The 21,944-nt window shown below is 60.9% G+C and carries 9 protein-coding genes; 6 read left to right on the top strand and 3 right to left on the bottom strand.

What is annotated here, in order from left to right; all coding sequences use genetic code 11:
* Positions 1-4: 4 nt before the first annotated feature.
* On the bottom strand, positions 5-1,165 hold the full coding sequence (locus SLW74_RS25060) for a glycosyltransferase family 4 protein (RefSeq protein ID WP_410930441.1): 1,161 nt from the start codon (positions 1,163-1,165) through the stop codon (positions 5-7).
* Between the two features lie 170 nt (positions 1,166-1,335).
* Here SLW74_RS25060 and lapG point away from each other — a divergent pair, with 170 nt between their 5' ends.
* The 3 genes from lapG to SLW74_RS25045 all read left to right on the top strand — a co-directional run bounded on the left by lapG (position 1,336) and on the right by SLW74_RS25045 (position 4,401).
* Complete coding sequence (gene lapG, locus SLW74_RS25055; RefSeq protein WP_065988314.1) at positions 1,336-2,031, top strand: cysteine protease LapG; 696 nt, start codon at positions 1,336-1,338, stop codon at positions 2,029-2,031.
* Between the two features lie 8 nt (positions 2,032-2,039).
* Positions 2,040-3,986 (top strand): cyclic di-GMP receptor LapD, encoded by a 1,947-nt coding sequence (lapD, locus tag SLW74_RS25050; RefSeq protein ID WP_410930440.1) that lies wholly within the window; start codon positions 2,040-2,042, stop codon positions 3,984-3,986.
* A gap of 94 nt (positions 3,987-4,080) precedes the next feature.
* Positions 4,081-4,401, top strand: coding sequence for a YceK/YidQ family lipoprotein (locus SLW74_RS25045; protein ID WP_410930439.1), 321 nt, complete (start codon positions 4,081-4,083; stop codon positions 4,399-4,401).
* 317 nt (positions 4,402-4,718) lie between these two features.
* On the opposite strand, the gene SLW74_RS25040 is transcribed toward SLW74_RS25045, so the two are convergent.
* Positions 4,719-5,057 carry a tryptophan synthase subunit beta gene (locus tag SLW74_RS25040; RefSeq protein WP_065988311.1) on the bottom strand — a complete coding sequence of 113 codons (339 nt, stop codon included), beginning with the start codon at positions 5,055-5,057 and terminating at the stop codon, positions 4,719-4,721.
* An 83-nt stretch (positions 5,058-5,140) separates the two neighbouring features.
* Positions 5,141-16,273, bottom strand: a complete 11,133-nt coding sequence (locus SLW74_RS25035; RefSeq protein ID WP_410930438.1) for a retention module-containing protein — start codon at positions 16,271-16,273, stop codon at positions 5,141-5,143.
* A 402-nt stretch (positions 16,274-16,675) separates the two neighbouring features.
* Between SLW74_RS25035 and SLW74_RS25030 the strand changes: the two genes are divergently transcribed.
* The 3 genes from SLW74_RS25030 to SLW74_RS25020 are packed head-to-tail and all read left to right on the top strand — an operon-like array spanning position 16,676 to position 21,591.
* On the top strand, positions 16,676-18,025 hold the full coding sequence (locus SLW74_RS25030) for a TolC family outer membrane protein (protein ID WP_192133622.1): 1,350 nt from the start codon (positions 16,676-16,678) through the stop codon (positions 18,023-18,025).
* A 49-nt stretch (positions 18,026-18,074) separates the two neighbouring features.
* On the top strand, positions 18,075-20,228 hold the full coding sequence (locus SLW74_RS25025; protein ID WP_192133623.1) for a type I secretion system permease/ATPase: 2,154 nt from the start codon (positions 18,075-18,077) through the stop codon (positions 20,226-20,228).
* Complete coding sequence (locus SLW74_RS25020; protein WP_192133626.1) at positions 20,218-21,591, top strand: HlyD family type I secretion periplasmic adaptor subunit; 1,374 nt, start codon at positions 20,218-20,220, stop codon at positions 21,589-21,591. The genes SLW74_RS25025 and SLW74_RS25020 overlap by 11 nt, the downstream gene beginning before the upstream one ends.
* The last annotated feature ends 353 nt before the right edge of the window (positions 21,592-21,944 follow it).

The raw sequence follows: 21,944 nt of genomic DNA, 5'->3' as shown, positions 1-21,944 counted from the left end.
CCACTTACGCCCTGGGGTCTGCCGCCAACACTTTGCGGTACACCGCCAGGGTCTGCCGCGCGCATTCCTGCCAAGTGAATTGGCGAGCGCGTTCCAGCCCTATTTCAACCCGTTCGGTCCGCAGCGCTTCATTACTCAAGACATCGAGCATGGCCGCCGCGATGCTTGCAGCGTCATTCGGGTCGACGCCCCAGGCGGCATTGCCAGTCACTTCCGGCAGCGACGTGGTGTTCGACGCGATGACCGGGCACTCGGCTGCGAATGCTTCGATGACCGGCAAGCCAAACCCTTCGTATAACGACGCGAACACCAACGCGCTGGCGCTCTGGAGCAGTGCGAACACATCGGATTGCGGCAGATAACTGAGCCAGCGCCCTTCGCCCTTTGCTTCCAGCGCCTTGAGCTGCGGAATCAGGTCTTCGTTGGCCCAGCCATCACGTCCTACCACAATCAGCGGATGCTCTTTGCGCACCGACTCCGGCAACGCGTTGAACGCCTCCAGCACCTTCGGCAAATTTTTGCGCGGCTGCAGCGTGCCGATGAACAGGAAGAAACCGGGTTTGAGTTGATGCTTGTCGAGCACAGCGTCGCGGGTTTCGAGGGGGATGCGCTCGAAATACACCGGGTCCACGCCCAGCGGCGTCACGCTGATTTTCTCGGGGGCAATCCCCATGTGCGTGACCAGATCCTGCTTGCTGTGCTCGGAGATGGTGATCAAGTGGTCAGCGCTGTGCACGCTTCGTGCGAACAGCCAGCCCTTGAGGGTTTTGAGGTTCTGTCTGATCCACTCGGGATGGATCAGCGGAATCGCGTCCATGAGTGTGGCAATCACGGGGACGCCACTGATTCTCGGGATCTGGTGATCGGAGGCGTGGACGATGTCGACATCGCGAGCGATGGCGGAGGAGTTGGGCAGCGGCAGGCCGAGCAAGCCGCTCGCCAGCACTTGAATGCGGAAATCAGCTGAGAGCGTCTTGGGTACGCCGCACGCCAGTGTGGGCAGATTGCGGCCGAACGCATAAGGCTTGACGGTGATGCCTGGCTCTTCGCTTTGCTTGAGCTCCTCCATCGCCTGCCACAGGGAGCGGGTGTACACGCCGATACCATCCAGATGACCGGCACGTTCACATCCTGCCCAGACGGTGCAGCTCAAACCAATATCCATACGCGTTTCCAAACCAACCCGGTGAGTCATGAAATCAAGGGGCGCGAGCCTATCATGAGTCGCGTTTTCGGGCATTTCCTTCCGCGCATGATCTCACCGCGCCATTGCGTTTCCCTCCCCAACCCCTCACCATCGCTTTCCGTTATCCATTGCCTGATGGACAAGACAAATTGGCGACACGCCCCGCTCAAAAGCGCCCTGGATTATGGATGCTTCTGGCGCTTGCACTGACGTGCACGGCGTGTGTCGGCTATCTGAGCGCGGATTGGGATTTCTCCCTGATCAGCCGCCGCGCCGAGGCGCTGTACGGACCGTTGGGCGCCGGGAAGCAGCGCATTGATGCCTGGCAAAATCTGCTGGCAACCGAGAAGCAGGTCAGCGAGCTGGACAAGCTGAAAGTGGTGAACCTGTTCTTCAACAAGCAGATGCGCTACGCCGAAGACATCGACCTGTGGCACGAGGTCGATTACTGGGCGACGCCGATCGAGTCGCTGATCAAGGGCGCGGGGGATTGCGAGGATTACGCGATCGCCAAGTATTTCAGCCTGCGCCGCCTCGGCGTGCCCAGCGAAAAGCTGCTGATCACGTACGTCAAGGCGCTGCGCCTGAACCGCGCGCACATGGTGCTGACCTATTACTCGAGCCCCAATGCCATGCCGCTGGTGCTCGACAGCCTGATCGACGACATCAAACCCGCCAGCCAACGAACCGACCTGTTGCCGGTGTATGCCTTCAACGCTGAAGGGCTGTGGCTGCCGGGCGCGCAGGGCAACAAGAAAGTGAGCGACACCAAGCGTCTGTCCCGGTGGCAGGACGTGCTGAAAAAAATGTCTGCAGAAGGCTTCCCCACCGAGCCCGAGAATTAGGAGTACTGATGTCTCTGTTCAAACAGCTGTTGATCGCGATCTGTCTGTTCATGGTGGTTGCCTTCGCGGGGAGTTTTGTCGTCAGCCTGGAAAGCTCGCGGGCGCAGTACGTCAATCAGTTGCGCTCCCACGCCCAGGACGCCGCGACCTCGCTGGCACTGTCGCTGACGTCCAATATCGACGACCCGGCGATGGTCGAGCTGATGGTGGCGTCGATCTTCGACAGCGGTTATTACGCGAGCATCCGCGTGGTGGACCTGGCCAGTGGCAACGCGATCGTCGAGCGCAGTGCGACGCCGGACAATCAGGGCGTGCCGCAGTGGTTTATCAACGCCATCGGGCTTGAGCCGGCGGGGGGCGAGGCGATTGTCAGCCGCGGCTGGCAGCAGACGGCGCGGGTCGAGGTGGTCAGCCACCCGATGTTCGCGCTGGCCAAGTTGTGGCAGAGCGCGCTGGGCAGCCTCGGCTGGTTGCTGGTGTGCGGCGTGGTCAGTGCCATTCTGGGCGCGATGCTGTTGCGCCGGCAGCTCAAGCCGCTGGATTATATGGTGGCGCAGTCCCAGGCGATTGGCCGTCGCGAGTTTCTCGTTCTGCCCGAACTGCCGCGCACGCCGGAGCTGCGCCGGGTGGTGCAGGCGATGAACCAGATGGTCGAGAAGCTCAAGGCGCTGTTTCAGGAAAGCACCGAGCGCAGCGAGAAGCTGCGCATTGAGTCGTATCAGGACAGCCTGACCGGGCTGTCCAATCGCCGTTATTTCGATATGCAACTCAACGCCCACGTCAGCCATCTGGAAGACGGCCGCGCGGGGTATTTGATGATGTTGCGCGTCAACGACCTGGCTGGCTTGAACCAGCGTCTGGGTGGCAAGCGCACCGATGCCTTGCTGGTGGCGGTGGCTGAGCAGTTGGTCCGTCACTGCGAAAAGTACCCTGAAACCCGCAATCTCATCAGCCGCAGCCGTGGCGGCGAGTTCGCCGTGCTGGCGCCGGGCATGGTTCACGATGAAGCCGTGCAACTGGTGCAGAATCTCGACGCGGCGCTGCAGAGCCTTGAAGCGACGGGCGCCTCCGATGTCTCGCCCGTCGCGCACATGGGGCTGGCGCCGTACAGCCCGGGCGATGCCTCGTTGACCTTGCTGGCGCTGGCCGATCAGGCGTTGTCCCAGGCCGAAAGCGGCGGCGAGCAATCGTGGTATTGCATCGAGCGTGGCGCGATTGGCGATCTGGGTGAAGATCAGCACGCGTGGCACAGGACCCTGGATCATGCGCTGGAGCAAGGGCGTTTTCAGCTGTTCTTTCAGCCGGTGGTGGCGTCGGGCGATGGCTCGAACGTGATGCATTACAAGGTGCTGTCGCGCTTGGTCGATGCTGACGGCGAGACGATTCCGGCGGGGCGCTTTCTGCCGTGGCTGGAACGCTTTGGCTGGTCGAGCCGGCTGGATCTGCTGATGTTGCAGCAAGTGCTGACCCATCTGGGCACACACAATGAGCGCCTGGCGCTGAACCTGTCGGCGGCCACGCTCAACGATGCTGCGGCGCTGAATGAAGTGTTCAACGCCCTGCGCCATCACCCGAAACTCGGCGCGCGCCTGACCTTCGAGATCGGCGAGGAGCAGGTGCCCGAGCAAGCGGTGTTGGAGAAGTTGACCCGACGTTTGCAAGAAGCCGGCTACTCCCTGGCGCTGCAGCGGTTCGGTGGACGTTTCAGCATGATCGGCAACCTGGCGCATCTGGGGCTGGCGTATTTGAAGATCGACGGCAGCTACATCCGCACCATCGACCAGGAAAGCCACAAACGGTTGTTTATCGAAGCGGTCCAGCGCGCGGCCCACAGCATCGATCTGCCGCTGATTGCCGAGCGGGTTGAGACCGAGGGCGAACACCGGGTGATTCTGGAAATGGGCATCGAAGGGGTGCAGGGCCGGCTGTTTGGGGATCCTGCGCCATGGAAGTGATGGGCTGAAGAATGTGTCTGCCGGTGAGACGCAATAAAGCTGGCCGACGCACGCCTGATCTTTTCGAATCAATCAATCAATTGGAAGCGCTCGTATGAAGCTATGGACTGCAGCATTAATCGTGGCAACCCTTTCAGGTTGCGGCACCATCAAGACCCTCAATGACGAAAAAGGGGCCGCGGATACATTGGCGCGCCACAGCTCCAATTGCCAATCCATACCCCGTGCCTACAGCGTTGCGGTTTACCAGTTCTGCACCTTGAACGCCCCGCCAGTTTCCGGCCCACACTGGTCTGCGCCCACTATTGCACTGGACATGGCCCTTTCTGCGGTCGCCGATACCGTGCTGCTGCCCTACACCGGGTATCAGCAATACCAGCAGGGCGACATCAAGGTCCGGCGCAAGCAGTACTGATCAGTCCACGCCTACCGCCAGGGCTGGAGGCTTCGTGTGCAAGGAGGAGCAACACCCCGGCCACTCCCACACGAGCATCGTTTGCCGTGCGAAAGCGGAGTGTCAGAACGGTGGGCTCTTATCCCACAACAAGGCCGAAGAGGTCTCTGCCGACGCAGGTCCTGTGGGAGCGAGCTTGCTCGCGAAGACGTAGGCACATCCGCCACATCTCCAGCGCCTAAAATGCCGTCTTCGTGAGCAAGCTCACTCCCACAAGTGCATCGATTGCCGTGCGATAGCGCGCCGTTACAAAACAGCGCGTGCGGAAAAGAGAGGCTTCAGATCAGCCGTTGTTCATCGTCATTAATCAAGTCACTCAGGCCGCCCAGTGTTTCCCGGGCCTGGGTTCGATCCATCAATTTCGCCTGTGCGGCGGCGGGGAGGTCGGTGATGTTGAGGATGCCTTTGCTGGTCAGGACCTGAATCAGGTCGTCCAGTACCCGGATCATGTCCATGTCGCTGGACTTGAGCTGGATCAGGCTCTTCTCGACCACTTCGTTGGCAAACCAGGCTTGCACCTGATGGTCATCGGGGGGAAGTTGCTCGCTCGCTTCGGCAAAGGCCGTCGCTTCCACGCGAATTAGCGTGCCATCGGCATCGCGCTGAACGTAAAACATGGCTCATTCCTCAGGGACTAACCGGGCTGGCAACCGTCAGGGACGGCCGCCAGCACAGTACAACAGCTCTCGCGACTCAGCTATCAGTGGTGATCGACTTTGATGGTCGGATCCGCACCGCTCACCAGCGAGTTGACCATGGCATTGCTCCAGGTCACGCCCTCCACCTTGATGTGCACGTCGGCCGTGTTGGCAGCGGCGGCTGCGGTCACGTTCGACGCGAACTGTCCGGTGGTGCTGACTTGCAGAATGGTGTCACGGCCATCGTTGGTGACTTGCAGGTACTTGCTGAGGGTGTCGGTGTCTTCACCCTGCAGCAGGTCACGCAGGTCGATCCGGTCGCCTTCGCCCTTGTTGAAGTCCTTGATCACGTCAAAGCCACCGCTGTTGGTGTCGCCTGCTTTCCAGGCGAACGTATCGGCACCTGCGCCACCGGTGAGGATGTCGTTGCCTTTACCACCGATCAGAATGTCGTTGCCGTTGCCACCATTGAGGATGTCGTTGCCACCCTGGCCGAACAGAATGTCATTGCCATTGCCGCCCAGCAGGGTGTCGTTGCCGTCCTGGGAGGTCGACGACGAATTGGCCAAGTGAGCCACTGCGTCAAGGTTGTTGGTCACGAACGAATGCAGCGTCTTGTCATCGATGGTCGACACGTTGACGTGCAGCGTGTCCGCCGCAAACGCCTTCAGCGCCGTAATGCCGCCCTGGGTGTTGAAGGTGATCAGGTCACCGAACAGGATGTCATTGCCGTCGCCACCGTTGAGGGTGTCACTGCCCGGCGCGATATCTTTCTGGTCGCCCAGTACCGCTTTCGCCAGATCGTCAGCGTTGACGTTGGTCTGCGCGTGACCGTCGCTGTCGTAGTGATTGAGCGTGCTCGTCTTGACCGCCGAGTTCAGGCCGATCGCTTCGATGGTCGGCGACTGCTTCAGCAACAGCGCGTAACCGGTGTCCGCTTCAGCCAGCACGACGCTGCTGCCGTTGGTTTCAGGCGAATTCAGGCTGTATTCCGTACCGCCCTTGCCGTCGGCATGACTGGCGAGGGTGCCCATCAGCTTGCCGGTCGTGCTGCTGGCGTAGCTGTAAACGTGGCCCACGGTGTCGATGGCGACTTTGCCGTTCACCGAATACGTGCTGCCCAGATGCCAGCTTTCCAGGCCCGTCGCCAATGTGATGGCCGTGCCGTTCACCGTACCGAGCACCGTGCTGGTGTTCTGGTAAACGTTAGGCTCGCCGTCGGTGATGAAGTAGGTGCGGTTCTCGCCCGTCGGGTTGGTGCTGTTCAAACCGGCGAACCAGTTCGCCGTGGTCTTGAAGGCATCTTCGTAGTTGGTGGTACCGCCCGATGTCATGGTCGCCAGAGCAGCGGCCAGGGTTTTCAAGGCGGCAGCCTTGTCAGACATGTCCACAGAAACGGTCGAGCGCACGTTGGTATCGAAATCCACCAGCAGCACGTTGATCTTGCCGGCGTTGGCCGTCTGAGCACCGTTCGCCAGTTTCTCGAAGACCGACTGCAGCTGGGTTTTCGCCGTGTCGAGGGATTTGCCCATGCTGCCCGAGCTGTCGACGATGAAGGCGATGTTGTAGCTCTTGCCCTGCACGATGGTCGTGCCGCTGACGTCGCCAACGATGATGTCGCCACCGGTGGTGCCAGTGATCGGCGTCGGATCGGTGCCGGCCAGGCCTTCACTCGAGTTGTAGGTCTGAGACTCGACGGTGACGGTGATCGCCTTGCTGTCGCTGGCGCTGGCCAGCGCGCTTGGGACGCCTGGAACGTTTGCTTCGGTCGCCGTCGCCGTGACGTTGAGCGTGAACTTGCCGCTGAAGTAATCAGGCGTGGTGATGCTCAGCGTCGACAGGTCGAAGTTGCTGACGTCGATCGTGTCCATCACGGTTTTGCCGTCTTCGACGTGAGTCGTCACGGTGGCCGTGTGGCCCGCGGCGTCGGTCAGGATCGAGCCGGCCGGTGCGCCGCCGCTCAGGGTGGTGACGTGAGTCTCCGAACCGTCGAGGCTGTCACCGAACACCGCTTTGACCGGGCTCAGCTTGATCGCGGTGCCTTCGGTGCCGTGGTTCAGCTCGTAACCGGTGTAATAGCCCTCACCGCTGCCAACCGTGCCTTCGTGCAACGGCGAGACGTTCAGGCCGGAAGCCTTGAGGTCATCGGCCGTTGCGAACAGCAGCACGTTGCTGCCGTTCAGGGCCACGGTCTGGGAGGCGCCGGTGCTGATGTTCTTGTCGGTCAGGCTGATGTTGTAGCTGCCCGGACCTGCCTGGTTGTAGTGGTAGACGTCCAGGGTGTAGTAGCCGGACTCCGTCGGCGTGAAGCCCGCACTCTGAATCTTGCCGCCCGCGCCCCATGTGGCGTTGGCTGCGGTCTGACCGCCTACGGTGATCAACAGACTGTCGTCCGCGGTGCCGGAGAAGGTGTAGGTGTGGCCGGCTTCCATGTAAATCAGGCCGGATAGCTTGGTGCCGGTGCCGACCGCGACGGACGAGTCCTGTGCACCGCTTGCGACGCTATGCGTGGTCGGATCCACGGTGGTGTTGAAGCCGGCCTTGATGGTCGCTTCGTTGGCGCCGTTGCCGTCGGTGCCCATGTTCTTCAGCGTGCCGACATAAACGTCTTTCACCAGACCGGTCGACTGAACCACGCCGGAACCCAGCGTCACCAGCGGTTGGTCGGCAACAGGTGCCACGCTGATGGTGCCGGTGGCGTTGACCGAACTCGCCAGACCCTGATCGTCCACGGCCTTGTAGGTGAACGAGGTGCTGCCCGCCCAATCGGCGGCTGGCTTGAAGTACACCGTTGCAGCGTTGCCGACTGCGACGATGTTGCTCAGGCTGGTCAGCGCGACCTTGCCGGCTGCATCGGCGTAGAAGGTGCCGTGTGCCGCCATGTCGACCAGGTTGAAGTGGTCGATTGTGCTGTCCACGTCGGTCGCGCTCAGCGTCACGGCGATGGCCGGGCTGTCTTCGTTACCACTGCCGGTTGTGGCATCGGCCACTGGAACATCGTTGACCGTCGTGATGTGAATCGTCGACGTGGTGTTGACGATGTTGTTAGTGGCGCTGCCGTCGTTGACGCTGATATTGATGATGCGGTCGTCTTTGACAGGGTCGTGGGACGTGCTGTCGAAAGTGATCGACGAGATCGCCGTCTGGTACTGAGCCGCCGTGCCCGCACCGAACGTGATGACCTTGCCGGTCACAACGTTGTTGGTGACGATATCGGTGGTAGTGACGCTCAGGCCAGCGGTGTTGCCGATCGCCAGCAGATCACCCGCCTTGTAGTTGGTCAGTGTGACCGTAGCGCTTTGCAGCGTCGGGCTGTCGGCATCGCTGACGGTGAAGTCGCGAGCGATCAAGCCTGGGCCTTTGCCCGGCGCAGTGACATCGCCGCCGACCAAGGTTTCGTTCCAGGTGTTGCCGAATTCCTTGCCATCGCCGGTGTGGCCGATGACCGGAGCGTCGTTCACCGCGGTGACGGTGATTGTGCTGCCGGCAACCAGCGAATCCTGCGTGCCTGTACCGTCGCCTTTCGCGCCGGAGTCGGTCACTTGGACGGTTACGGCACGGTCACCCGCCTGAGGGTTGTCGCCTGGGCTGTTGAAGGTGATCGACTGGATCAGCGCCTTGTACTGGTCAATGGACGCGATGCCCTTGATCTGGAAGCCGTTCACCAGACCGTCGGCGTTGTGAGTTTCTACCACGCTGACGCCTTTCGGCGCAGTGCCGGTGAACGTCAGCACGTCGCCTGCCTTCACATCGACCGAAACCACGGCCTTGCTCAGGGTGGTGTTGTCGACGTCGGCCAGGTTCAGGTTCTTGACGATCGAGACCGCTGCATCGTTTTCGGTGAAGCCGACCGATGCAGTGCTCACGGTCGGTACATCGTTGACCGTGGTGATGTGGATCGTCGAGGTCGTGGACGCGATGTTGTTGACCGTGCTGCCGTCATCAACAGTGATGTTGATGAGGCGGTTTTCTTTCGACGGATCATGGGACGTGCTGTCGAAAGTGATCGACTGAATCGCCGTCTGGTACTGGGCCGCAGTGCCTGCACCAAAGGTGATGGTCTTGCCGGTCACCGCGCCGGAAGCATCTTTTACATCACTGACGGTGTAGGTCAGGGCGCCCGGTTTGCCGACATTCAGGACGTCGCCGTCCTTGAAGTTGGTCAGCGTGACGGTCGCGCTCTTCAGCGAGGTGCTGTCAGCGTCGTTCAGGGTGAAATCGCGAGCGATCTGACCCGGGCCTTTGCCCGGCGCGGTGACATCGCCACCCACGGCGGTTTCGTTCCAGGTGTTGCCGAACTGTTTGCCGCTGCCGGTGTGGCCGATGACTGGGGCATCGTTGACGGCAATCACGTTGATCTGGCTGTTGTGAACGACGGTCAGGTTGTTGCTGCCGTTCGCATCAGCATCGGTCACAGCGATGGTCACACCGCGTGGCGCAGTGCTCGGGTTATCGCTGTTGTCGGCGTAGGTAATCGACTTGATCAGGGTTTCGTAATTGGCCACCGAAGCCTTGCCGGTCAAGTCGATGACGATATTGCCGTTGGCGTCGTTGCTCAGCTTGTAGCTGATACCCAGATCGGTGGTACCGGCGGTGCCGTCGCTGCCGCCTTTGTAGTACTGGGAAACGATCAGGTCTTCAGCCTGGATGCCGGTCAGCGTGATCTTCGCGCTGGTCAGCTCAGTGCTGTCGACGTCAGCGATGCTGAAGTCTTTGACGATCGCAATTGGCGCACCGTTTTCGGTGTAAGTGATGCTGCCGAAGTTGACCACAGGCGCGTCGTTGACGGCCGTGACCGTGATGGTGCCGGTTGCCGGAGTCGTGGACGCCAGGCCCTGGTTGTCAACGGCGGTGTAGGTGAACGGCGTGCTGCCATTCCAGTTCGCGTCCGGCTTGAAGTAGACCGTCGCGCCGTTGTCGGTGGCGGGGATGTTGGTGGTCCCGGTCAGCGGCTGAGTGCCGGCCGCGTCGGAGTAGAACGTGCCGTTGGCAGGCGTGTTGACCAAGGTGAAGTGGTCAATGGTTCCGTCGACGTCAGAGCCGGTCAGCTTGACGGCAACGAGGGTGTCTTCGTTGCCAGTGCCTGTGGCGGTGTTGACCACTGGCGCGTCGTTCACTGCGGCAACGTTGACGGTCAGCGAGCCGGTGGCGGTTGCTTTCTGCCCGGTGAGTTCAGTCGACGTCGAGCTCACCTGCAAGGTGATCGAACCGTTGAAGTCAGCCGGTGGCGTCAGGGTCAGCGTGGTCAGGTCCCAGCCATCGATGACGACTTTGCCGTCGCCGGTCGGGATCGAGGTGTAGCTGTTTTTGCCATCGGTCAGCACAGCGCCAACCGGAATGCCGCCCACGGTCAGGCCGCTCAGGCTTTCCGAACCGTCGGTGTCGACCAGTGCAGTGCTGACATTGATCTGGATCGCGGTGTCTTCATCGCCCTGGGCGTTGCTGACGGTGACGGTCGGGGCATCAGCCACCGGCGTGACGTTGATGGTGCCAGTTGCGGTGGTGCCGGCTGGCAGGTTCTCGTTATCAACAGCGGTGTAGGTGAAGGTGGTATCGCCCGCCCAGTTCGCGTCCGGCTTGAAGTAGATCGTCGCGCCATTGTTGTTCGCAGCGATGTTGTTCAAGTTGGTCAGCGGCTGAGTGCCGGCGGCATCGGAGTAGAAGGTGCCGTTGGCTGGCGTGTTGACCAGGTTGAAGTGGTCAATGGTGCCGTCGACGTCAGAGCCAGACAGCTTGACCGCGATGGTGGTGTCTTCGTTGCCCTGGCCCGATGCAGCGTTGACCACTGGAGCGTCGTTGACGGCGATCATGTTCATCTGGCTGTCGTGAACGACGGTCAGGTTGTTGGTGCCACTGGCATCTGCGTCGGTCACAGCGATGGTCACGCCGCGTGGTGCAGTGCTTGGGTTTTCGCTGTTGTCGGCGTAAGTGATCGACTTGATCAGGGTTTCGTAGTCAGCAACCGAAGCCTTGCCAGTCAGATCGATAACGATGTTGCCGTCGGCGTCGTTGCTCAGCTTGTAGCTGATACCCAGATCGGTGGTACCCGCGGTGCCGTCGCTGCCGCCTTTGTAGTACTGGGAAACGATCAGGTCTTCAGCCTGAATACCGGTCAGCGTGATCTTCGCGCTGGTCAATTCAGTGCTGTCGACGTCGGTGATGCTGAAGTTGTTGACGATCGCGATCGGCGCACCGTTTTCGGTGTAAGTGGTGCTGTCGAAGTTGACCACTGGCGCATCGTTCACCGACGCGACGTTCACGGTCAGGGACTGAGTCGTGGTTGCCGATTGGCCGGTCAGCTCGGTGGAGGTCGAGCTCACTTGCAAGTTGATCGAGCCGTTGAAGTCTTTCGGCGGCGTGATCGTCAGGTTGGTCAGATCCCAGCCATTGATGTAGACAGCGCCGTCGCCGGTCGGAATCGAGGTGTAGCTGTGGGTGCCATCCGTCAGCACGGCGCCCACTGGAATACCGGACACCACGAACGGGCCCAGGGATTCCGAGCCGTCTGTGTCGACCAGCGCGGTGCTCACGTTCAGCTTGATCGCCGAGTCTTCATTACCTTGTGCGTTGGCAACGGTGACGATTGGGGCATCGGCCACCGGTGTGACGCTGATGTTTCCGGTTGCCGGTGTGCTGGCCAGGCCCTGATTGTCGACAGCGGTGTAGGTGAAATCGCTGGTGACGCCCGCCCAGTTTTCGGTTGGCTTGAAGTAAATCGTCGCGCTGTTGTTGGTGGCGGCGATGTTGCTGAGGTTGGTCAGCTCTTGAGTCCCTGCAGCGTCAGCGTAGAACTTGCCGTTGCTGGCCATCGACACCAGATTGAAGTGGTCGATGGTGCCATCAACGTCACCGCCCGACAGCTTGACGGCAATCGGCGTGTCTTCGTCGCCCTTGCCTGCGGTGTTGTTCACGACCGGCGCGTCGTTGACCGGCGTGATGCCGATCTGGCCAGTGGCGCTGCCCGACAGGTTGTTGGTGCCATTGGCATCAGCGTCGGTCACTTCGATGGTCACGCCGCGTGGGGTGGTGATCGGGGCGTCACTGCTGTTGGCGTAGGTGATTGAGTTGATCAGCGTGGTGTAGTCAGCGATCGACGCCTTGCCGGTCAGGTCGATGATAATGTTGCCATCGGCATCGTTGCTGAGGTTGTAGCTGATGCCCAGAGTGGTGGTGCCACTGTTTGCACCGGTGTAGTACTGGGAAACGATCAGGTCTTCGGCCTGAATGCCGGTCAGCGTGATTTTCGCGCTGCTCAGCTGGCTGCTGTCGACGTCGCCGATCTGCAGGTTGCTGACCAGTGCCTGAGGTGCGCCGTTTTCGACGTAATCAGGGTTGGTGAAAGTAACGGTCGGTGCGTCGTTGACCGGGCCGACGGTCACATTCAGGGACTGAGTCGTGGTCGCAGACTGGCCGGTCAGCTCGGTGGACGTCGAGCTCACCTGCAGGTTGATCGAGCCGTTGAAATCTTTCGGCGGCGTGATCGTCAGGTTGGTCAGGTCCCAGCCATTAATGTAGACAGCGCCGTCGCCGGTCGGAATCGAGGTGTAGCTGTGGGTGCCATCCGTCAGCACGGCGCCGACTGGAATACCGGACACCACGAACGGGCCGAGAGATTCCGAGCCGTCAGTGTCGACCAGCGCGGTGCTGACGTTCAGCTTGATCGCGGAGTCTTCATTACCTTGGGCGTCGGCAACGGTGACGATCGGGGCGTCTGCCACCGGCGTGACGTTGATGACGCCGTTGGCTGGCGCGCCAGTTTGCAGGCCCTGATTGTCGACCGCGGTGTAGGTGAAGCTGGTGTCACCGGCCCAGTTGGCATCCGGCTTGAAGTAGATCGTCGCGCTGTTGTTGCTGGCGGCGATATTGCTGAGGTTGGTCAGCGCCTGGGTACCGGCGGCGTCGGCGTAGAACGTGCCGTGCTCGGCCATGGTGACCAGATTGAAGTGGTCGATGGTGCCGTCGACATCAGCGCCGGTCAGGTTGACCGCGATCGCAGTGTCTTCGTCGCCCTGGCCCAGAGCCGCGTTCACGGTCGGAGCGTCGTTGACGGCAATCACGTTGATCTGGCCGTCGTGCACGGCGGTCAGGTTAGTGGTGCCGTTGGCGTCGAGGTCGGTAACCGAGATGCTCACGCCACGCGGTACGGTGCTCGGGTTTTCGCTGTTGTCAGCGTACGTGAGCGACTTGATCAGGGTTTCATAGTTGGCGACCGAGGCGTTGCCCGTCAGGTCGATCACGATGTTGCCGCTGGCGTCGTTGCTCAGGGTGTAGGTGATGCCCAGGTCGGTAAGGCCGGTGGTGCCGCCTTTGTAGTACTGAGACACCACCAGGTCCTCAGCCTGAACACCGGTCAGCGTGATTTTCGCGCTGCTCAGTTGCGTGCTGTCGATGTCGGTGATGCTGAAATTGTTCACCAGCGCGATCGGCGCACCGTTTTCGGTGTACGTCACGCTGTCGAAGTTGACCGCCGGGCCGTCGTTCACAGGCGTCACATTGACGATCAGCGCCTGTGTCGTGGTGGCCGAATCCTGGTTGGCGCCTTCGGTCGACGTCGAGCTGACTTGCAGGGTGATCGGGCCGTTGAAGTCTTTCGGCGGGGTGATCGTCAGGTTGTTCAGGTCCCAACCGTCGATATAAACAGCACCGTCGCCTGTCGGAATCGAGGTGTAGCTGTGGGTGCCATCCGTCAGCACGGCGCCGACGGGAATGCCGGACACAACCAGCGGGCCCAGGGATTCGGAGCCGTCGGTGTCGACCAGCGCGATGCTCAGGGTCAGCTTGATCGCCGAGTCTTCATTACCTTGGGCGTCAGCAACGGTGACGATCGGCGCATCGGCCACTGGCGTGACGTTAATGACGCCGTTGGCTGGCGCGCCAGTTTGCAGGCCCTGGTTGTCGACTGCGGTGTAGGTGAAGCTGGTGTCGCCCGCCCAATTGGCGTTCGGCTTGAAGTAGATCGTTGCGCCGTTGGCTGTGGCGGCGATGTTGCTGAGGCTGGTCAGCGCCTGGGTACCGGCAGCATCGGCGTAGAACGTGCCGTTGGCCGCCAGGCTGACCAGGTTGAAGTGGTCGATGGTGCCGTCGACGTCAGTGCCGGTCAGCCTGACCGCAATGGCGGTGTCTTCGTCGCCTTGGCCCGATGCGTCGATGACGGTCGGTGCGTCGTTGACCGGCGTGATGGCGACTTCGCCGGTGGCGCTGCCCGTCAGATTGTTGGTGCCGTGGGTGTCCACGTCAGTCACTTCGATGGTCACGCCCCGTGGGGTGGTGATCGGCGCGTCACTGCTGTTGGCGTAGGTGATCGAGTTGATCAGCGTGGTGTAGTCGGCGATCGAGGCGTTGCCGTTCAACTGAATGACGACGTTACCGTTGGCGTCGTTGCCCAGCGTGTAGCTGATGCCCGAAGCCGTGGTGCCGCTGTTGCCGCCCTGGAAGGACGGCGATGCGATCAGGTCTTCGGCCTGAACGCCGGTCACGGTGATCTTCGCGCCGCTCAACTGACCGCCGTCGACGTCGCCGATCTGCAGGTTGTTGACCAGTGCCTGAGGCGCGCCGTTTTCGACGTAATCGGTGCTGGTGAAGGACACGGTCGGGGCGTCGTTGACGGCGACGACGTGCACGATGCTGGTGGCCGGTGCGGAGTCGTTCTGGCCGTCATTGACGGTCACAGTGATGGTGCGATCGGCAACGCTCGGGTCTTCGCTGCTGTTCTGGAAGGTGATCGACTTGATCACGGCGTCGTATTCGGCTGCGGTGGCGGCGCCGGTCAGGGTCAGTACGATCTGGCCGTTGACGGTGGCGGTGCTGACCGCGATGTTCGCGTTCGGGCTGCCCACCACCAGGCTGTCGGCGTCCTGAGCGTTGGTCAGGGTGACTTTCGCGCCTTGCAGCGTCGGGCTGTCGGCGTCCGTAACGGTCAACTGGTCGGCGATCGAAACGCCAGCCTGGCCTTCGGTGAAGGTGGTTTCGCTGTTGGTGCCGTTGGCGCCACCATTGGGATCGACAACCGGCAGAGCGTCGTTGTCGATGATGGTGGTAGTGACGCTGCCGTTGGTCGGGCTGACAGCGACGTTCTCGAAGTTGCCGCCGCTGATGGCGCCGATCGCCACGGTGACGTTTTCAACGCCTTCCGGGATCGTGTCATTCAGGGTGTTCAGGTCGAAGGTGACGCTGCTGCTGTTGGCAGGGATCCTCACGCTGACCACTTGTGTGTAGTCGCTGCCGTCGGTAGCGGTGCCGCTGTAGGTCAGGTTGATCGTGACTTCGGTCTGCGCCGGGTTGCTCAGCGTAATGGTGTACGTGGCGGCCTGGCCTTCAATCACCGACTGAGTGCCGGTGATGCTGGCAAAGGTGGTGTCGATGGTGTCGGTGATGGTGGTTACCGCCGGCGTCGGATCGGTCGTCACGATCAGGCCGCCACCGCCCGTTGTGCCAGTGATGGTCGTGCTGATAACTGAAGGGTCGATGTACGGCGTATTGGTGTCAGCCACTTGAACAGTGGTCGAGCCCGACGTGTCGCCGCCACGAATGACAATGGTCGATCCGTTGGACAGGGTGACTGTCAGGTCCGAAGTCGGCGCCTGAGTGACGTTTGCCGTGTACACCAGCGCGCCGCCGGCTTCGGTCAGCGTCTGGGTAGCGGTCAGTGTCAGGGTGCCGGCAGGCTGCGGCGCGGCGGGGGTGCCGTTGCCATTGCCGTTGTCGATCGCCAGACCGTTGCTCAGGGTAGGAGGGGGCACAGCCGTTGCCGCCAGGCCGTTGGTCGGGAAGCCGATGGTCGGATTCACTTCGCCCGCGGTCTCGGTGAGCATCACCACGCTGTGGCCGCCGCCTGCATTGCCGCCATCACCTGGTGCCGCTTGCGGACCTGCCGCAGTGGCTTCGAGGTCTTTGGTCGGGTCGGCGCCGGCCGCGATCGCCTGCTGCAATTCCGCAACGGACGGTGCGGCTTGCGCGGTGGCTTCGGCAAGGTTGGTCGTAGAAGCCGGTGCGTCTGCGCTCCACTGGCTGTCACGGCCGATGTCCAGCTGACGGCCATCGGCAAGCTGCAGCGTGACTGCGCCTCCCGGGCCTGTCAGAACCTGCTCGCCGGTGAACAACCGGTCACCCTCAATGAGCACACGACGAATCCCTTCCGGGGAAACTGCGACGACTTGGCCAACAATGCTTTTGACGATGGCAACAACACTGCTCATGGGGGTGACTCTCCGAAATTACCGTTCAGTTGGTATCCATCATGCCGACCGGCCTTAACTAACGCCGCTTCATTACTGGAATACGTAAAGATTCGCATTTGTTCCGGCGCCAGATAACAACTTAGGGAACTAATTAAGTTGCACGTAATCTGGCGCCAATTTATTAACAGCAGGTCGGCACAGGAATTAACTTTCTGCCAAAGTATTGACCTATTCGGCGACATCCTAAACAATCGCTTCCGTAATGTCACATTGATATTTGATGAGATCGCGTATTTCTGCAGTGTGATCGCAAGCGCCCTTCAGAACACTCTCGAAACGATCACTTCAATGGCCATTTTTACGATGCGGCAGTGTGTATTGCTGCATTTTGAACAAGTACGTTCTCGGGAAACCACCAAAATGCGTAAGCACCTCTTCACTGCTGTACCCCTCATCCTTTGTGCCGGTTTCGTTCAGGCCCAGACGCTACAGTCCGCCATGCAGAAAGCCATGGACGAGCATCCCGAGGTGCAGGCCGGCATTAATGCCCGTATCGCCCAGGACTATGCGCTGCGCGCTGCACGAGGCGGCTACCTGCCGCGGGTCGATGTCACGGCGGGCTACGGCCGGGCCGGTTCCGATACGCCAAGCACCCGTGCCTCGACCGGTCGTCACGACTACCAGACGCTGGACCGCGGCGAAGCGCAAATCCGTCTTCAGCAAATGCTGTTTGACGGCTACGCAACAAGTAACGAAGTTGCGCGTCAACAAGCCACCGCCAATTCCCGGGCATACTCGCTGTTAAATACAACCGAACGTACGGCGTTGACAGTTGCGCAGGTCTATCTGGATGTTTTGACTCAACGTGAAATGGTTCGGCTGGCCGAAGAGAACCTGAAGAGTCACGAACGTATTTACGACCAAATCAAACTGCGCACTTCCCGCGGCGTGGGTCGTATGGCCGATATGGACCAGGCCGATGCCCGTCTGGCACAAGCCCGCAACAACCTGATCACCGAACAAACCAATCTGGCCGACGCCCAAACCAATTACTTGAGTGCCGTTGGTCTGGAAGCTGACCAACTTGAAGCGCCGTCGCCGTTCGCGATGATGCCTGCCGATCTGAACGAAGCCCGTCGCCAGATGCTGGAGAACAGCCCGGTGCTGCGCTCGGCCGAATCCGACATCGTGGCCGCTGAAAAGCAGTACACCTCGGCGCAGTCCAATTACTACCCGCGTTTCGATGCAGAACTGGGCCGCAATGCCGATAACAACATTGGCGGCGACGAAGGCCACAACAATGGCTGGGAAGCCATGGTGCGCATGCGCTTCAATCTGTACGCCGGCGGCAGCAACAAGGCCGACCTGCAGTCGAAGTCGTACCTGTCGAGCCAGGCGCTGGATATCCGCAACAACGCGCTGCGTCAGTTGAACGAAGAACTGGGCCTGGCCTGGAACGCCTACAACAACGCCAACGCCCAGCTGCCGATCGCTCAGCAGTACGTCGAGCGTGCCAACAGCGTGCGTACCTCGTACCAGCAGCAATTCAGTCTGGGAGAGCGTACCCTGCTCGACCTTCTCGACAGCGAGAACGAGTTGTTCACCGCGCAACAGCGTCTGATGCAGCTGAAAAACCTGCAGATGTACACCCAATACCGCATCAAGGCGGACATGGGCACGCTGCTGAAAAGCCAGGGCGTCGTCGCGCCGATGGCATCGGTTGTGCAGAACGATGTGAAACCGACCGTTCAGCTGCCGGGCATGAACTGATTCTTGACGGGGTCAGCTTCTTTTAACTGTTAAGAAAGAGAGTGTCAGCGTGGACTTGGAATTACCTTCGGCTCAATTAGGTCATGATCCACGCAGCCAGCACGACGATCCGTTACTCGACGGGCTGCTGACACTCTGTGCCCTGCATCACAAACCGGCGAGCCGGGCCATGCTGACCACCGGTCTGCCATTGCCCGACCAACGCTTGAGCCCGGATTTGCTGCCTCGCGCCGCAGCCCGGGCAGGTTTGCAGGGGCGTTTGCTGCAACGCAAACTCACCCAGATTCCCGAGATCGCATTGCCCGCCTTGCTGCTGCTGAAGGAAGGGCGCTCTGCCGTTCTGCTCGGTTGGGAGGGCGAGTCTGCCCGCCTGCTGATCAGCGAAAGCAACGGCGGCGAAGTGCTGATCGAAACCGAAGCGCTGGCGCAGGATTACAGCGGTCGGGTGTTTTTCGCACAGCCGCAACATAAATTTGACGTCACCCAGGGCTCGCTCATCCCGCGCGCTCGTTCCTGGTTCAAGGACACCCTCAAGCTGTCTCGCTGGCTTTACGTCGACGCGATCGCTGCCAGCTTCGTGATCAACCTGATCGCGCTGGCTACCCCTCTTTTTGTCATGAACGTCTACGACCGTGTCGTGCCCAACCAGGCCACCGCAACATTGTGGGTGCTGGCGACCGGCATCTGTGGCGCGTTCCTGTTTGATCTTTTGCTCAAGGGCCTGCGCAGTCTGTGCCTGGACCTGGCCGGCAAGAAAACCGACCTGATCATTTCCGCCACGCTGTTCGAACGTATCGTCGGCATGGCGATGAAGTTTCGCCCGGCGCGGGTCGGCAGCTACGCCCAGAACATCCATGAGTTTCAGGGCATGCGTGACTTCCTCACGTCGCTGACCCTGACCAGCCTCATTGACCTGCCGTTCACGCTGATCATCCTGTTGGTGATCGCGCTGCTGGGCGGGCATCTGGTGTGGATTCCGATCATTGCCTTCCCGCTGGCGCTGGGCATCGGCCACTTCCTGCAAAAGCCGCTGACCTCCACCCTTGAACGCACCATGGCGCTGGGGGCCGAGCGTCAGTCGAGCCTGATTGAAACCCTCGCCGGCCTCGACGCCGTGAAGGTCAACAACGCCGAGAGCGAGCGTCAGTACCAGTGGGAACACACCATCGGCACGCTCAGCCGCCTGGAATTGCGCGTCAAAGTGCTTTCCGGTCTGGCCATGAACATCACCCTGCTGATCCAGCAACTGGCAGGCGTGGCGATGATCTGTTTCGGCGTTTACATGATCATGGACGGCGTCCTCAGCATGGGCGGCCTGGTGGCGTGCTACATGCTCAGCGGTCGCGCTCTGGGCCCCTTGGCGCAACTGTCCGGCCTGCTGACCCGGTATCAGCAAGCGAAAGTCACCATGGTCTCGGTCGATCAGATGATGGAGCTGCCCCAGGAACGCAACTTCGACGAGCGTCCGCTCAGCCGTCAGGTCCTACAGGGCGCCATGGAATTCCGCAATCTGGAGTTCACGTACCCGAACCAGCAGAACCTGGCCCTGCGCAACATCAATCTGGTGATCCGCCCGGGCGAGAAGGTCGGGATCATCGGCCGTAGCGGTTCTGGGAAAAGCTCCCTGGCCAAACTGCTGGTGGGTCTGTATCAGCCGGACGAAGGCTCGCTGCTGGTGGATGGCGTCGACATTCGTCAGATCGACGTCAGCGAAGTGCGCCACAACATCGGCTACGTGGCCCAGGACATTCAACTGTTATCAGGGACGCTGCGGGACAATCTGATTTCCGGCGCGCGTTACGTGGACGACGAGATGGTGCTGCAGGCCGCTGAACTGGCCGGCGTGCATGAATTCGCCAGCCTGCATCCCCAGGGCTATGAGTTGCAGGTGGGCGAGCGCGGGCAGAACCTGTCCGGTGGTCAACGGCAGAACGTTGCGCTGGCGCGGGCCTTGTTGCTCGATCCGCCGATCCTGTTGCTCGACGAACCCACCAGCGCCATGGACAACACCGGCGAAGAACGTTTGAAGCAGCGCCTGCATGGCGTTATCGAGAAAAAGACCGTGATTCTTGTGACACACCGAGCTTCGTTGCTCAGCCTGGTTGATCGCCTGGTGGTCATCGACCGCGGCCAGATCGTGGCCGACGGCCCGAAAGCCGCCGTTATGGAAGCGTTGAAGAAGGGGCAGATCAGTGTTGCTTAAGTCAGGTCAAAACTCCGGTGGCGGCATCTTCGGCTATTTCAAAGGCTCGCCTTCTCTCGAAGGCCAGGCGCTGCCGGAAGTCAAAAAGGCACTGGTCGACGACGCCCCGCGCATCGTGCGGCTGACCATCTGGGCCGTGATCCTGTTCTTCGTTTTCTTGCTGGTGTGGGCTAACTACGCCGTGATCGATGAAGTGACGAAGGGCGAGGGCAAGGCCATTCCGTCGACCAAGATCCAGAAAATCCAGAACCTGGAAGGCGGCATCGTCGCGCAGATCTATGCCCACGACGGGCAGATTGTCGACGCCGGCGCCCCGCTGATTCGTCTCGACGACACGCGCTTTGCGTCCAACGTGGGTGAGACTGAAGCTGATCGTCTGGCGATGCAGTTGCGCGTCGAGCGCCTGAGCGCCGAGGTTGACGATCGGCCACTGAACATCAGCGCCGAAGCGCGCAAGTTGGTGCCGAATCAGGCGTCCAACGAAGAGTCGCTGTACAAGAGCCGCCGTCAGCAGTTGGTCGATGAGGTCGGTGGTTTGCAGCAGCAACTGATTCAACGCCAGCAGGAGTTGCGCGAATTTGCTTCCAAGCAGGAGCAGTACCGCAGCAGCCTGGCCCTGTTGCGCCAGGAGATCGGCATGTCCGAGCCGTTGGTGTCACAGGGCGCGGTGTCGCCGGTGGACATCCTTCGTCTGAAACGCTCCGAGGTGGAAACCCGTGGTCAGCTGGACGGCACCACGCTGGCGATCCCTCGCGCACAGGCGGCGATTGCCGAAGTGCAGCGCAAGATCGATGAAACCCGTGGCAAATTCCGCAGCGACGCGCTGACGCAACTGAATGAAGCGCGCACCAACCTTTCCAAAGCGCAGTCGACGGCCAAGGGCCTTGAAGACCGCGTGAACCGCACAATGGTGACATCGCCGGTGCGCGGCGTGGTCAAGCAGATGCTGGTCAACACTGTTGGCGGTGTTATTCAGCCGGGCAGCGACATCGCCGAAGTCGTGCCGCTGGATGACACGCTGTTGGTAGAAGCGCGCATTCGCCCGCAAGACATTGCCTTCCTGCACCCGGGGCAGGAGGCGATGATCAAGTTCACCGCGTATGACTACACGATTTATGGCGGGCTGAAAGGCAAGCTGGAACAGATCGGTGCTGACACCATTCAGGACGAAGAGAAGAAGAACACCTTCTACGTGATCAAACTGCGCACCGACCGCAGCCACCTCGGCACCGATGAGCACCCGCTGCTGATCATCCCCGGCATGGTCGCCTCGGTGGACATCATCACTGGCAAGAAAACCATCCTGAGCTACATGCTCAAACCCGTCCTCAAAGCCCGCGCCGAGGCATTGCACGAGCGTTGATGGTAGATGGTTGACGGCTGTGGGACTGGCCCCGCTCGTTGTAGGACCGGCTTCAGCCGGGAAAGCGTCGGGTGTCACACCGCAGATGTGTGGTGTTCACACTGGCCTCTTCCCGGCTAAAGCCGGTCCTACTATAAAACTGCGGCGCGCCTGCTAGTGCGGCAGGCTCACCTTTGTAGGACCGGCTTCAGCCGGGAAAGCGTCGGGTGTCACACCGCAGATGTGTGGTATTCATACTGGCCTCTTCCCGGCTAAAGCCGGTCCTATGTATGGACTCGCCCCCACATTCAACCTGCTTTTCGAACACTGCTACCCGGTTGCATCTATGTATAAGGCCTGTTCGAGGAAGCATC

It is taken from the genome of Pseudomonas sp. W5-36 (assembly GCF_046540455.1).
In the GTDB taxonomy this organism is placed as follows: Bacteria; Pseudomonadota; Gammaproteobacteria; order Pseudomonadales; family Pseudomonadaceae; genus Aquipseudomonas; species Aquipseudomonas graminis_B.
The sequence above is the reverse complement of the archived record's forward strand: the minus strand, read 5'-3'. Positions and strand labels throughout refer to the sequence as shown.

Excerpts from the sequence above, each read along its gene's own strand:
- SLW74_RS25045 (WP_410930439.1), top strand. The coding sequence starts at position 4,081 with ATGAAGCTATGGACTGCAGCATTAATCGTGGCAACCCTTTCAGGTTGC.
- SLW74_RS25030 (WP_192133622.1), top strand. The coding sequence starts at position 16,676 with ATGCGTAAGCACCTCTTCACTGCTGTACCCCTCATCCTTTGTGCCGGT.
- SLW74_RS25035 (WP_410930438.1), bottom strand. The coding sequence starts at position 16,273 with ATGAGCAGTGTTGTTGCCATCGTCAAAAGCATTGTTGGCCAAGTCGTC.
- SLW74_RS25060 (WP_410930441.1), bottom strand. The coding sequence starts at position 1,165 with ATGGATATTGGTTTGAGCTGCACCGTCTGGGCAGGATGTGAACGTGCC.
- SLW74_RS25040 (WP_065988311.1), bottom strand. The coding sequence starts at position 5,057 with ATGTTTTACGTTCAGCGCGATGCCGATGGCACGCTAATTCGCGTGGAA.
- lapD (WP_410930440.1), top strand. The coding sequence starts at position 2,040 with ATGTCTCTGTTCAAACAGCTGTTGATCGCGATCTGTCTGTTCATGGTG.